We start from the raw sequence: 13,174 nt of genomic DNA, 5'->3' as shown, positions 1-13,174 counted from the left end.
CCCGCCAGGCCGCTCTTTGGGCTACTGGTGCGCAACCCGCGCCGCGGGAGCCGGGGTCAGGAGCGCTTCGTGCCGGCGCTCTTCAGGTGCTGGCAGGCTTCGACCACGCGGGCCGCCATCCCGGCCTCGGCGGCCTTGCCGTACGCGCGGGGGTCGTAGGCCTTCTTGTTGCCGACGTCGCCGTCCACCTTCAGGACGCCGTCGTAGTTGCGGAACATGTGGTCCGCGACCGGGCGGGTGAAGGCGTATTGGGTGTCGGTGTCGACGTTCATCTTGACGACGCCGTAGGAGATGGCCTCGTGGATCTCCTCCATCGCCGAGCCGGAGCCGCCGTGGAAGACCAGGTCGAACGGCTTGTCCTTGCCGTATTTGGCGCCCACCGCCTCCTGGATGTCCTTCAGCACGCCAGGCCGCAGCTTGACGTGGCCCGGCTTGTAGACGCCGTGCACGTTGCCGAACGTGGCGGCCAGCATGTAGCGGCCCTTCTCGCCGAGACCCACGGCCTCGGCCGTGGCCAGCGCGTCCTCGGGCGTCGTGTAGAGCTTCTCGTTGATCTCGCCGACGACGCCGTCCTCCTCGCCGCCGACGACGCCGATCTCCATCTCCATGATGATCCGCGCCCTGGCGCACTTCTCCAGGAGCTCCTTGGCGATCTCCAGGTTCTCCTCGAGGGGCACGGCGGAGCCGTCCCACATGTGGGACTGGAAGAGGGGGTCGAGGCCCCTGGAGACCCGCTCCAGGGAGATGTCGATCAACGGCCGCATGAAGCCGTCGAGCTTGTCCTTCGGGCAGTGGTCAGTGTGCAGCGCCACCGTGACGGGATATTTGTCGGCCACCACCCGGGCGTACTCCGCCAGCGCCGTCGCGCCCGTGACCATGTCCTTGACCGTGGCCCCCGAGAGGAACTCGGCACCGCCGGTGGAGACCTGCACGATGCCGTCGCTCTCGGCCTCGGCGAAGCCGCGCAGGGCGGCGTTCAGCGTCTGCGAAGAGGTCACGTTGATCGCCGGGTAGGCGAATCCACCGGCCTTCGCCCTGTCGAGCATCTCAGCGTAGACCTCTGGAGTCGCAATAGGCATGATTCATCTCCCTGAGAAGTTACGGCTTCGCGCCAGGGCCCAGTATCCCGGCTCACTACCCCTTGTGGTAGAGACAACGCGTCCTTGATGGTCATGTCGCGCATCCCGGCTACGGGTAGGCTCTCCGCGTGGACTGGCTTTGGAATCTCCTCGACCCGACGTGGTGGCTCACGATTCTCGGCGCTTTCGCCACCATCGGCGTTCTCGCGATCATCTTCGCCGAAACGGGTCTGCTGCTCGGCTTCTTCTTGCCGGGTGACTCGCTGCTGGTGGCCGCGGGGATTTTCAGCTCGGCGTCGGTGGCCGCGGGAATGGGCATCGAACCGCTCTCCTTCCCCATGCTCCTCATCGGCACACCGCTGTGCGCGATCGCGGGCGCCCAGCTCGGTCATTTCCTCGGGGCGCGATTCGGGCGCAAACTCTTTGACAAGCCGGATTCGCGTTTGTTCAAGAAGGAGCACGTGCTCAGGGCCGAGGTGTTCTTCGAGAAGTTCGGCCCGGCCAAGGCGGTGATTTTGGCCAGGTTCGTCCCGATCGTGCGGACGTTCATGAATCCTGTGGCGGGCGTGCTCGAGATGTCCTCCAAGCGTTTCTTCATCTGGAACGTCGTGGGCGGCATCGTCTGGGTCGAGGGCCTGCTGCTGCTGGGCCACTTCCTCGGCGGCCAGGTCGACCCCAAGCAGATCGACAAGTACATCCTGCCGGGCGTCTTCGTGATCGTCCTCATCTCGCTGATCCCGATCTTCGTCGAGGCCATCAAGCACCGCCGGGAGGCCAAGAAGCTGCCGGTGCCCAACGGCAAGCACCACCGCATCCCGTCGTCCAGCACGGACACTCAGTACTGACGGGATCCGCGGATCATCACCGGGTACGCTGCCCACTGTGGGACGCCACAGGTCAGATCCGATGGGCCTCGCCCGATTAGCGCTCGCCGTCGTGGCGGCCGGGGCCGTGGTGACGCTCCTGGTCATCGGCGGTCGCGCGCTGCTCGGCTCGGCAGGCGCGCCATCGCCCGAGAGTGAGCGCGCCTCCGCCCCCGCGACGCTCGCCTCCGCGACCGAGGAGGCGGCCACCGCGCAGGTGCCGACCGTGCGCATCGAGTGCGTGGCCGAGACCTGCCCCCTCGTCACGGTCCGCGTGCCGGGGGGCGACGTGCTCCAGTATCGCGAGATGAGCAGGGGCGAAGAGGTCAGCTATTTCGAGCCCGAGCTCGACGTGGTGCTCAGCGACGCGGGCACGGTCCGCGTCACCGAGAACGGCGAGCCGCGCAAGCAGGGCGAGCAGGGCGCCCGCGAGGCCTTCACCGTCCGCGGCAAGAGCGGTTAGCACCAGAGACCCTCCGGCGCGCCAAGGGCCCGAGTGGGCTCCAGACAGCCAGAGCCCGAGACCCTACCCTCCGGCGTGCCGGTCGCGTGGTCAGAGACCCGTGGTCAGAGACCCGTGGTTAGAGACCGAGGTCGGCCAGCGTGTAGGCCGTGCGGTAGTCGAGACCCTCGGCGGTGACCCGCTCCCGGGCGCCGCGGTCGACGATCGTCGCCACCGCCACGACCTCGGCCCCCGCCTCGCGCAGCGCCTGCACGGCCGTCAGCGGCGAGCCGCCCGTCGTGGAGGTGTCTTCGACGGCCAGCACCCGGCGGCCCTTCACCTCGGGCCCCTCGATCCGGCGCTGCATGCCGTGCTCCTTCTGCGCCTTGCGCACCACGAACGCGTCGAGCGCCCGCCCCCGCGCCGCCGCCGCGTGCAGCATCGCGCCCGCCACCGGGTCGGCCCCCATCGTGAGCCCGCCCACCGCGTCGAAGTCGAGGTCGGCCGTCAGGTCGAGCATCACCCTCCCGACGAGCGGCGCGGCCACGCCGTCGAGCGTGATGCGCCGCAGGTCGAGGTAGAAGTCGGCCTCCTTGCCGGAGGAGAGCGTGACCTTGCCGTGGACGATGGCCTTGCTCTTGATCTCGGCCAGCAGGTTGTCGCGATCTGTCATGGGTCCAAGCTTAGGGTCCTGATCAGGGCGAGAGCCTGCCCGTACGCCCTGGGCAGAGGGCGGACGCGGACCTCGGGGCGGCGGCCGTACAGGATCTCCGAGGCGCGCAGCCGCGCGAGCCTGCCCGGCAGGCGCTCGTCGTTCTCGGTGAGGGCCGCCACCCGGGTGGAGGCGAGCAGCGCCAGCGTCTCGTCCCCCGGGAACGCCCCGCGCAGCGCCGTGGCCAGGTTGAGCGCCGCGGCCAGCCGCTCGGCCAGCTCCCGCGCCCCTTCGGACGGCTCGGCCACGACCAGGCACATCCCGGCGACCGGCCCCCGGTAGAGCTGCGTCAGCCGGGTGCGCAGGTAGGCCACCGTGACGAGCCCCGTCAGCGGATCCTCGCAGTGCAGCTCCTCCATGGGCGCGAAGCTCCGCTCCGCCCACCCCGCCGCGAACGAGCGCAGCGCGGCGAACGGCGGCTCGCCCATCCCCGACACGGCGAAGAGCGCCGCCAAGTCGTCCAGGCCCTCGGCGACGCCCACCCCGGCGCCCGCCCGCGCGGATCCCAGGGCCCAGCACGCCTGCGACGGGTCGAACCCCTCGCACACCGCCTTGACCGTGAGCTCCACCTCCGGCGCCCACCAGTCGTCGGCGAGCGACCAGCCCGCCGCCATGCTCCTGCCACGCCAGCGCGACAGCACGTCCTCCACCATCGATTCCTCCCTGGGAGTAAAGACGCGGCTGCGGTTTAGTCATGACGGGGAATGCGGAATGATTGCGCGGGGCAACCCCGCGTAATCGTGAGGTCACTATGGGTGTCGAATCGCCGCAGAGCGATGCGGATCTACTGCAGGCGGTCAGAGAGGGCAACGCCGCCGCCTACGGCGAGCTCTACGAGCGCCATGTCGGCGCGGCGCGCGCGCTGGCCGGGCAGCTCGCCAGGCGTGCCGAGGTCGAAGACGTGGTCGCCGAGTCGTTCACGAAGATCCTCGAGATGGTGGGCAGGGGCGGCGGGCCCGAGTCGGGGTTCCGCACCTACCTGCTGACCGCGGTGCGGCGCACGGTCTACGACCGTTCGAGGATCGAGAGCCGGCAGGTGACCACGGGGGAGATCGAGCTCTACGACCCGGGGATGCCGTTCGTCGATCCGGCGCTGGTCGGGCTGGAGAAGTCGCTGATCGCCAGGGCCTATCTCTCGCTGCCCGAGCGGTGGCGGGCGGTGCTGTGGCACACCGAGGTCGAGCGGGCCAAGCCGGCCGAGGTGGCGCCGCTGCTGGGGTTGTCGGCCAACGGGGTGGCCGCGCTGGCGTACCGGGCCAGGGAAGGGCTGCGGCAGGCCTACCTGCAGATGCACCTGGGCGCGCCGCCGCCGCACGACTGCCGTCCCGTGCTGGGCAAGATGGGCGCCTACGTCCGGGGCGGGCTGGCCAGGCGCGACTCCAAGGTCATCGACGAGCACGTGAACGGCTGCGAGGAGTGCCATGGGGTGCTGCTCGAGCTGACCGACGTCAACCGCGGGCTGCGCGTCATGGTCGGGCCGCTGATCGCCGGGCCGCTGTTCGGCGGCTACGCGGTGACGCTGGCCAAGTCGGCGGTCGCCGGCGGCGGCGCGGGCGGGCTGCTGCGGGTGTTCGGGTGGGTGCGGCGGGTGCCCGGGCCGCAGGCGGCGGTGGCCGCCGGCACGGTCGCCGTGGTGGCCGCGGCGGCCACGCTGCTGCTGGTCGCGGACGAGCGGCCGATGAGGCGGACGCCCGAGACGCCGCCGGTCGCCCAGCCGCCCGTCTCGGCGCGGCCGGTGCCCGTGCCGGTGCCCCTGCCGCTGCCGAGCCGGCAGCCGGCCCGGGTGCCGCCGGTCAAGCAGTCCAAGCCGGGCCCGGCGCGGCTGCGGGCCACCATCGACGCGCTCGGCGCCCTCGTACGCGCCCAGCCCGGCATCGTCGGCATCCGCCTGCGCAACTACGGCGAGGCGCCGAGCGAGGAGCTGGCGGCGCACGTGGACCTGCCGCCCGGCGTCACCCTCGTCCCGCCGGCCAGGCGCGGCCACGGCGTCGCGCTGCTCGACCCCGTGGGCACGGTGGACGGCTGGGCCTGCCGCCCCTCGGGAGGCGGCGCACGGTGCGCCAGGAGGCCCCTGGAGGCGGGTCAGGGCACGGCGGTGTTCCTGCGGGTGCTGGTGGCCGAGAAGGCCCCGCAGGGCGCGGGCCCCGCCCTGCGCGTCGCCGCGGGCTCGCTGCGGGTCAGCGCGCGGGCCGAGGAGGGCGTGCGGACGACGGGAGCGCCCGCCAGGTTCGCCACCGACGGGAAGGTGGCGGTCAGGGCGATCGGCAACGCGCTGCTGAGCTGCCCGGAGGAGCGCGCGGGCTGCCAGGAGGCCAGGCGGCGCGAGGGCGCCCAGCGCGACAACGACCTGTGGCCGATGACCGCGCTCGACCAGGACGACAGGTCCGACACCGACGCCTCCAGCGGGGCGGCGCTGTCGCTGCCGAAGGGCGGCGAGGTGGTGTGGGCCGGGCTCTACTGGTCGGCCGCGAGCGGGAAGCCCGGTCCCATCAAGATCAGGCCGCCGGGCCGGAGCCGCTACCTGACGGTCCGGCCCTCCCACGTGGCGCTGCGGGAGCTGCCGCTCGGGCCCGCCTACCAGGCGTTCGCCGACGTGAGCGACCTGGTGGGAGACGCGCGCAAGAACGGCACGTGGTGGGCGGCCGACGCCCCGATGGAGGAGGGGGTGTCGCGTCATGCGGGGTGGAGCCTGGTGCTGATCGTCACGGATCCGGCGGAGCCGTACAGTCAGGCGGTGGTGCTCGACACGGCGACGGTGGTCGGCGGCGAGTCCCGCCGCGTGCACATCCCGCTGGGCGGCCTGAGCCCCGCCGCCTCGCCCGCCCGGGTCGAGCTGGTGACCTGGGAGGGCGACGCCGACCTCAGGGGCGACAGGGTCTCGCTCGGGTCCGGCGCGCTCACCCCCGCCGCCGGCGACCGCGACGCCGCGAACGTCTTCGACGGGTCGTCGAACGGCGTGGCGGAGATGACGTTCGGTGCCGACGTCGATACGGTCAGCGCTGAGCTCGGGGTCGACCCCGGGCTGACGATCGTCACGGACAAGGACGTGGTCCTGTTCGGAGTCGCTGCCTTGAGCGTGCGTGCGCGATCGTGATGGCGAACGGGACAAACTGGTACGGTCTGCCTGGTTGGTCCGGCGGGACGGCGGGCGGGGGTCGAATCGTCGGGATTAACCCTCGCGCGATCACCTGCTTTCATTACCCTGAGAGAGGGCCGCCGAGTCCGGTCTCTGACGGTGCAGAGCCGAGCAAGGTCGGACCACCAGGAAAGGGGCGGTGTCAGTGGATCGCTGTGCGCTGTTCGTGGACGCTGGCTATCTGCTGGCTGACGGAGCGATGGCCGTGCACGGCACGCGTCATCGCGAAGCGGTTTCCTGGGACTACCCAGGGCTGCTCCAGCTGATGACCAGCCTGTCGCGCGAGCGCACCGGCCTGCCGCTGCTGCGGTGCTACTGGTACGAAGCGACGGTCGAAGGCCGTCGCACACCGGAGCACGACGCACTGGCCGACATCCCGGGCCTCAAACTCAGACTGTCGCGCATCCGGCCGGGCCGGCGCGAGGGCGTCGACGCCCAGGTCCATCGTGACCTGATGACGCTCGCCCGCAACAACGCCATCTGCGACGCGGTCGTGGTCAGCGGCGACGAGGACCTGGCGCAGGTCGTGTGCGACGCCCAGGACCTCGGCATCAGGGTGAGCGTCATCCACATCGCGGCCGACGGCGGCTGGGCGGTCTCGCGGTCGTTGCGGCAGGAGTGCGACGACCTGGTGGAGCTGGGGGCGGTCCACCTGCGCCCCTACGTCAGCCTGGTGACGGGCGTGTCCGAGTCGTCCAACGGCCACCATCACCACCATCAGCCCCAGCCCCAGCCCCTCAGCAACGGCCAGGCCACCCACTCCCTGCCTCCCGCGCAACCCTCCCTGCCTCCTTCGCCGTCGTCCACGGGCAGTCACTCGGGCAGCCACGGTGGCTCTCACAGCGGCTCTCATGGCGGCTCTCACGGCACGGGCACCCATGGCACGGGCGGTCTCGGCACCGGCAGTCTGGGCACCGGCAGCCACGCCGCCGGCGCCACCTCCTCGCCCGGTGGCCAGCCGTCGTCCAACGGCGGCCCGTCGTCGGGCCGTGGCCAGTCCTCCACGCCGCCGGCGCTGCCGGCGCTGCCGACATACGCGAGCTACCAGCCGGAGCAGCCGCCGGTCCAGCCGCCCTCCTCGGCCCCGGTCACGGGCCCCATCCAGGCGCAGTCGTCCTCGCCGACCACCGGCCAGTTCGCCTCGCCGTCCAACGGCACCTACCAGCCCTCGCAGCTCGGCCCCTACACCGGCCCGCAGCCGGCCCCGCTCACGCCGTCACCGGCCTCCACGGCGGGCGCCACCACCCTGTCCGACGCCGTCAAAGCCGCCCACAGGGAGGGCCACGACTTCGGCGACTCGGTGGCCCGCGACGCGCCGGCGCTCTGGCTGGAGGCGGTCCTGGCGCGCAAACCGCGCATGCCCTCAGACCTGGAGGCCAGGTTGTTGCAGGGCTCGTCGCTACCGATCGACTTCCTGCTCCACGACGAAGTCCGCCACGCCCTGCGCCGCGGCTTCTGGGACGCCTTGGAACGCGCCCGCCACTGACCCCCCACCAGCGTCACCCGCCCCACACCCCCCACCAGGCCCGACGGCATCAGAGCCCGCGCTGTACGCCCCGGCTCACCCCGTCGCAGCGACTCGTCGGCCGCCGCTTCTCCGGCCCTCGCCGACCGCGCCTCAGCCGGCCTCTCGCACTCTCCCGATCGGATTAACCGATCACCCGCCACCCGGTTCACGATGCCCGAGGCGGACGAAACGCGAGCCCCGGAATCCACGCCGGCAAATGATCACGCCCCCGGGCGCACACCTACGGCCCAGGGGCGGAACGCGGGAGGTCAGGAGAGGGCGTCGAAGCCGGCGCGCAGGTGCTTGAGCCGATCCGTCAGATCGGCCAGCGGCACGGCCAGCGCCGGGTCCTGCGACTTGCGGGCCAGCTCTCTGACCCTGGTCAGCTCGTCCTCCACCGCGGTCAACCGCCGGGACAGCTCCGGCAGCACCGACGCGTGATCCCCGGCCCCCGGCGGCAGTTCGCCGCTTACGCGGTCGCGGAGCAGCGACGCCTGTTCGGCCAGGCGCTTGTTCATGTTGTACAGCTCGCTGAACACCGACACCTTCGCCCGCAGCACCCACGGGTCGAACGGCTTGGTCAGGTAGTCGACCGCCCCGGCCGCGTAGCCGCGGAAGGCGTAGTCGGGGGCGCTGTCGACCACGGTCAGGAAGATGATCGGGATGTTCCTGGTGCGCTCACGCCGCTTGATGTGCGCGGCGGTCTCGAAGCCGTCCATGCCGGGCATTCGCACGTCCAGCAGGATCAGCGCGAACTCCGTGTTGAGCAGCGCTTTGAGCGCCTCCTCGCCCGACCTGGCGCGCACCGGCACCAGGTCCAGGGAGCTGAGGATGGCTTCGAGGGCGATCAGATTCTCCTCGCGGTCATCGACGAGGAGGATCTTGGCACGATCCGGCATCGATCACGACCCTTCGGCTGATGAATCTGATGAGTCGGACGCGGCGCCCCGCCCGCGGCTGAGCCAGCCGCGCAGGCGTTCGAGCAGGCGGTCGACGTCGACCGGCTTGGGCACGTAGTCGGACGCGCCCGAGGCGATGCTCTTCTCCCGGTCGCCGCGCATGACCTTGGCGGTCAGCGCGATGATCGGCAGGTCGGCGAACTGGGGCATGCGGCGGATGGCCGAGGTCGTCGCCCAGCCGTCCATCTCCGGCATCATGATGTCCATCAGCACGAGCGCGACGTCCTCGTTCCGTTCGAGCTGCTCGATCCCCTCCCGCCCGTTTTCAGCGTAGACGACTGTGGAACCATGTCGCTCCAGGACGCTGGTCAGCGCGAACACGTTACGGATGTCGTCGTCCACGATGAGGATCTTGGCGCCGTTGAGCGGGTCGTCGCCCTGCCACTGGCTGGGCGTCTCGATCGGCTGCTCGACCAGCTCGGGCATCGGCAGGTCCAGCGGCAGCGGCGGCTCGGGCGTCGCGGTGGGCTCCTCGGCCGGAGACGTCATGAGCTGTCTGCGCGCCGCCCCTCCGTCGGTCGCGGCCAGCGGCCCGGTGTAGGAGGCCGGCAGGTAGAGCGTGAACGTGCTCCCCTTGCCCAGCTCGCTGTCCACGTGGATCTCGCCGCCGAGCAGCCGGGCGATGTCCCGGCAGATCGCCAGGCCCAGGCCGGTGCCACCGTATTTGCGGCTCGTGGTGCCGTCGGCCTGCCGGAACGCCTCGAAGATCACGTCCCGCTTGTCGGGCGCGATGCCGATGCCGGTGTCGACCACCTGGAAGGCCAGCAGGTCGTCGGCGTCGTGCAGGGTGTCGTCGTCGTAGTCGACCCCCACGGGCGCCTTGGACACGCGCAGCTTGACCTCGCCCCGCGGGGTGAACTTGACCGCGTTGGAGAGCAGGTTGCGCAGCACCTGCTGCAGGCGCTGCTCGTCGGCGCGCAGCTCGTGCGGCACCTCGGAGTCGATGTCCACGGTGAGCGACAGGCCCTTGTCCTGCGCCAGCGGCGCGAACGCGGCCTCCAGCAGGTCGACCATCTTCGGCAGCGACACCTGGATCGGGTGGATGTCCATCCGGCCCGCCTCGACCTTCGACAGGTCGAGCATGTCGTTGATGAGCTGGAGCAGCGCCGAGCCCGCGCTGTGGATCGTCCGGGCGAACTCCACCTGCTGCGAGGTCAGGTTGCCCTCGGCGTTCTCGGTCAGCAGCTTGGCCAGCACCAGCAGGCTGTTGAGCGGCGTGCGGAGCTCGTGCGACATGTTCGCGAGGAACTCGGACTTGTAGCGCGAGGACACCGCGAGCTGCTCGGCGCGCTCCTCCAGCGTGCGGCGGGCCTGCTCGATCTGGAAGTTCTGGATCTCGATCGCGCGGTTCTGCTTGGCCAGCAGCGCCGCCTTGTCCTCCAGCTCGGCGTTGGACCTGCGCAGCTCCTCCTGCTGGCGCTGCAGCTCGTCGGAGCGTTCCTGCAGCTCGCGGGTGAGCCGCTGCGACTCGGTGAGCAGGTCTTCGGTGCGGGAGTTGGCGATGATCGTGTTCATCGTGACGCCGATGGTCTCGACGAGCTGGGTCAGGAAGTCGAGGTGCACCTCCCCGAACGGCGTGAACGAGGCCAGCTCCAGCACGCCCAGCACGCGGTTCTCGAACAGGATCGGCAGCACCACGATCTGCGCCGGCGTGGACCGGCTGAGCCCGCTGTCGATGGTGATGAACTGCGGCGGCACGTCGTCGAGCACGATGTGCCGGCCCTCGGCCGCCGCCTGCCCGACGATGCCCTCGCCGATCCCGAACCGCTGACGCGGCCCCCGGTCGGGGCGCACGCCGTAGCCGCCGATGAGGATCAGCTCGTGGTCGCCCTCGGGGTCGATGCTGTAGAAGGCGCCGTAGCGGGCCGACACCAGCGGCGTCAGCTCGCTCATCGTCAGCTTGGCCACCTCGAGCAGGTCGCGGTGACCCTGCATGAGTCGGGAGATACGGGCCAGGTTGGACTTGAGCCAGTCTTGTTCCTGGTTGGCCTGGGTGGTCTCGCGCAGGCTGCCCACCATGGAGTTGATGTTGTCCTTCAGCTCCGCCAGCTCGCCCTGCGCCTCGATGGCGATGGAGCGGGTGAGGTCACCGCGCGCCACGGCGCTGGTGACGGTCGCGATGGCGCGGATCTGCGTGGTGAGGCTGCCCGCCAGCTCGTTGACGCTCTCGGTGAGCCGCTTCCACGTGCCCTCGACGCCCTCGACCCGGGCCTGGCCGCCGAGCTGTCCTTCGGTGCCCACCTCGCGGGCGACTCGGGTCACCTCGGAGGCGAACGAGGAGAGCTGGTCGACCATCCGGTTGACGGTCGTCTTGAGCGCGAGGATCTCGCCCTGCGCGTCGACGTCGATCTTGCGGGTGAGGTCGCCGTTGGCGACCGCGGTGGTCACCTCGGCGATGTTGCGCACCTGGTAGGTCAGGTTGTTGGCCATCGAGTTGACGTTGTCGGTGAGGTCCTTCCAGACGCCCGACACGCCCTTCACCCGGGCCTGACCGCCGAGCTGCCCCTGCGTGCCCACCTCGCGGGCCACTCGGGTGACCTCGTCGGCGAAGGAGGACAACTGGTCCACCATCGTGTTGAGGGTGTCCTTGAGCTGGAGGATCTCGCCCTGGGCGTCGACGGTGATCTTCTTGGACAGGTTGCCCTGGGCCACCGCGGACGACACCGCGGCGATCTGGCGCACCTGCGAGGTGAGGTTGTTGGCCATGGAGTTGACGTTGTCCGTCAGGTCCTTCCAGACCCCGGACACACCCCGCACCTGGGCCTGGCCGCCGAGCTGCCCTTCGGTTCCCACCTCCCGGGCGACCCGGGTCACCTCGGAGGCGAACGAGGAGAGCTGCTCGACCATCGTGTTCATGGTCGACTTGAGCTCGAGGATCTCGCCCTGGGCGTCGACGTCGATCTTGCGGGTGAGGTCGCCGTTGGCCACGGCGGTGGTGACCTGGGCGATGTTGCGCACCTGGTAGGTCAGGTTGTTGGCCATCGAGTTGACGTTGTCGGTGAGGTCCTTCCAGACGCCCGACACGCCCTTCACCTCGGCGCGCCCGCCCAGCTTGCCCTCGGTGCCCACCTCGCGGGCGACCCGGGTGACCTCGTCGGCGAAGGAGGACAACTGGTCCACCATCGTGTTGAGGGTGTCCTTGAGCTGGAGGATCTCGCCCTGGGCGTCGACGGTGATCTTCTTGGACAGGTTGCCCTGGGCCACCGCCGTCGCCACGGTCGCGATGCTGCGTACCTGTGAGGTGAGGTTGTTGGCCATGAAGTTGACGTTGTCGGTGAGGTCTTTCCAGACGCCCGACACGCCGGTCACCTGGGCCTGGCCGCCGAGCTGGCCCTCGGTGCCCACCTCGCGGGCCACTCGGGTCACCTCTTCGGCGAAGCCGGAGAGCTGGTCGACCATCGTGTTGACGGTGTTCTTGAGCTCGAACATCTCGCCCACGGCGTCGACCGTCACCTTGCGGCTCAGGTCGCCCTTGGCCACCGCGGTGGTCACCACGGCGATGTCGCGCACCTGCGCCGCCACGCGGGAGGACATCGTGTTGACGGCCTCGGTGAGGTCGCGCCAACTGCCCGACATGCCCCGCAGGTTGGCGCTGCCGCCCAGCCGGCCCTCCGTGCCCGCCTCGCGCGCCACCCTCGTGACCTCGGAGTTGAACAGCGCGAGCTGGTCGACCATGCCGTTGATGGCCTTGCCGAGCCGGCGCACCTCGCCGCGCGCCGACCGGTCGAGGTCGATGCGGCGGGACAGATCGCCCTTGGCGACCGCGTCGATCACGTCGGCGGCGCCGCTCACGGGGCTCACCAGGGCGTCGATCAGCATGTTGACCGACTCGACGCTCTCCGCCCACGCGCCGACGCCAGGCCCCGGCGTCAGCCGTTCACCGAAGCGGCCTTCCTTGACCACTTCTTTACGCACGCGTACGAGTTCGTTCGCGAGATGCTCGCGCCGATCGGCCACCTCGTTGAGAAGCAGCCGCACCTCACTGAGGATTCCAGGAGGCGCATGAGGGACCCGACGCCGGAAGTCGCCGTCACGCCAAGAGAAGAGAGTCTCCAGGATGGGAACGAGATCCGATTCCGTGTAAGTCCTCTCCTCGGGGCTTGGCGCGGCCTTGGCCGTGGTCATTGGGCCTCCTTCACTCGCTGCCGGCTCCGGCGAGTGATTCAAGTCTGTCACGATGAGTAGCTCGTAGTCCTGTCCTTGGATTTACCCCAAGTCAGCGGGAAGTGTGGTAGGCACGTTGGGATGACTGCTTCTCCCCATGCGGTGCTCGCTGCGACGTTCGCGCCAGGCGAGACCGCTGTGACGGCTGCGATGAGGTTCACGCGTGAGGTGATGACCGCGTGGGCCACTGGTGGCATGCTCCATACTGCCGAGCAAGTCGCGGGAGACTTGGCCGAGCAGGTCGCTGACGAGCCGTTTGAGGTGATTTGGAAGCATTTCGGGGACGCCGTGCAGGTGGAGCTGCGGCAGCGC

At 70.3% G+C, this 13,174-nt stretch carries 9 protein-coding genes; 4 read left to right on the top strand and 5 right to left on the bottom strand.

All coding sequences use genetic code 11. The features are described 5' to 3' along the window. Positions 1-56: 56 nt before the first annotated feature. Entirely contained in the window at positions 57-1,079 is a 1,023-nt protein-coding gene (gene fbaA / locus AB0I15_RS41600; protein ID WP_358108833.1) for a class II fructose-bisphosphate aldolase, read from the bottom strand. 128 nt (positions 1,080-1,207) lie between these two features. Here fbaA and AB0I15_RS41595 point away from each other — a divergent pair, with 128 nt between their 5' ends. After that, positions 1,208-1,924 carry a VTT domain-containing protein gene (locus AB0I15_RS41595; RefSeq protein WP_358108830.1) on the top strand — a complete coding sequence of 239 codons (717 nt, stop codon included), beginning with the start codon at positions 1,208-1,210 and terminating at the stop codon, positions 1,922-1,924. Between the two features lie 37 nt (positions 1,925-1,961). Next, on the top strand, positions 1,962-2,405 hold the full coding sequence (locus tag AB0I15_RS41590; protein WP_358108827.1) for a hypothetical protein: 444 nt from the start codon (positions 1,962-1,964) through the stop codon (positions 2,403-2,405). A 118-nt stretch (positions 2,406-2,523) separates the two neighbouring features. On the opposite strand, the gene pyrE is transcribed toward AB0I15_RS41590, so the two are convergent. Together pyrE and AB0I15_RS41580 are read right to left on the bottom strand one after the other, a co-directional pair. Then, positions 2,524-3,057 carry an orotate phosphoribosyltransferase gene (gene pyrE, locus AB0I15_RS41585; RefSeq protein ID WP_358108825.1) on the bottom strand — a complete coding sequence of 178 codons (534 nt, stop codon included), beginning with the start codon at positions 3,055-3,057 and terminating at the stop codon, positions 2,524-2,526. Continuing rightward, positions 3,054-3,749, bottom strand: a complete 696-nt coding sequence (locus tag AB0I15_RS41580) for a hypothetical protein (RefSeq protein WP_358108822.1) — start codon at positions 3,747-3,749, stop codon at positions 3,054-3,056. Before AB0I15_RS41580 ends, pyrE begins: the two co-directional genes overlap by 4 nt. A 98-nt stretch (positions 3,750-3,847) precedes the next feature. On the opposite strand from AB0I15_RS41580, the gene AB0I15_RS41575 reads away from it, so the two are divergent. Both AB0I15_RS41575 and AB0I15_RS41570 read left to right on the top strand, forming a co-directional pair. Then, positions 3,848-6,190, top strand: coding sequence for a sigma-70 family RNA polymerase sigma factor (locus AB0I15_RS41575; protein ID WP_358108820.1), 2,343 nt, complete (start codon positions 3,848-3,850; stop codon positions 6,188-6,190). Positions 6,191-6,377: 187 nt separating this feature from the next. Then, the gene (locus AB0I15_RS41570; RefSeq protein WP_358109010.1) at positions 6,378-7,718 is read left to right on the top strand and encodes an NYN domain-containing protein; all 1,341 of its coding nucleotides are present in this window, start codon (positions 6,378-6,380) and stop codon (positions 7,716-7,718) included. 290 nt (positions 7,719-8,008) lie between these two features. Here AB0I15_RS41570 and AB0I15_RS41565 read toward each other — a convergent pair whose 3' ends face one another. Further along, complete coding sequence (locus tag AB0I15_RS41565; protein ID WP_358108817.1) at positions 8,009-8,638, bottom strand: response regulator; 630 nt, start codon at positions 8,636-8,638, stop codon at positions 8,009-8,011. Positions 8,639-8,641: 3 nt separating this feature from the next. Next, on the bottom strand, positions 8,642-12,823 hold the full coding sequence (locus AB0I15_RS41560) for a HAMP domain-containing protein (protein ID WP_358108814.1): 4,182 nt from the start codon (positions 12,821-12,823) through the stop codon (positions 8,642-8,644). Between the last annotated feature and the right edge of the window lie 351 nt (positions 12,824-13,174).

The sequence above is a fragment of the Nonomuraea sp. NPDC050643 genome, from assembly GCF_040654715.1.
Classification (GTDB): domain Bacteria; phylum Actinomycetota; class Actinomycetes; order Streptosporangiales; family Streptosporangiaceae; genus Nonomuraea.
Note: the sequence above shows the minus strand (reverse complement) of the source record. Positions and strands in the feature narration are given on the sequence as shown.

What these genes read in the sequence shown, in the direction of transcription:
- AB0I15_RS41565 (WP_358108817.1), bottom strand. Translation starts at nt 8,638, where the DNA reads ATGCCGGATCGTGCCAAGATCCTCCTCGTCGATGACCGCGAGGAGAAT.
- AB0I15_RS41560 (WP_358108814.1), bottom strand. Translation starts at nt 12,823, where the DNA reads ATGACCACGGCCAAGGCCGCGCCAAGCCCCGAGGAGAGGACTTACACG.
- AB0I15_RS41575 (WP_358108820.1), top strand. Translation starts at nt 3,848, where the DNA reads ATGGGTGTCGAATCGCCGCAGAGCGATGCGGATCTACTGCAGGCGGTC.
- fbaA (WP_358108833.1), bottom strand. Translation starts at nt 1,079, where the DNA reads ATGCCTATTGCGACTCCAGAGGTCTACGCTGAGATGCTCGACAGGGCG.
- pyrE (WP_358108825.1), bottom strand. Translation starts at nt 3,057, where the DNA reads ATGACAGATCGCGACAACCTGCTGGCCGAGATCAAGAGCAAGGCCATC.
- AB0I15_RS41580 (WP_358108822.1), bottom strand. Translation starts at nt 3,749, where the DNA reads ATGGTGGAGGACGTGCTGTCGCGCTGGCGTGGCAGGAGCATGGCGGCG.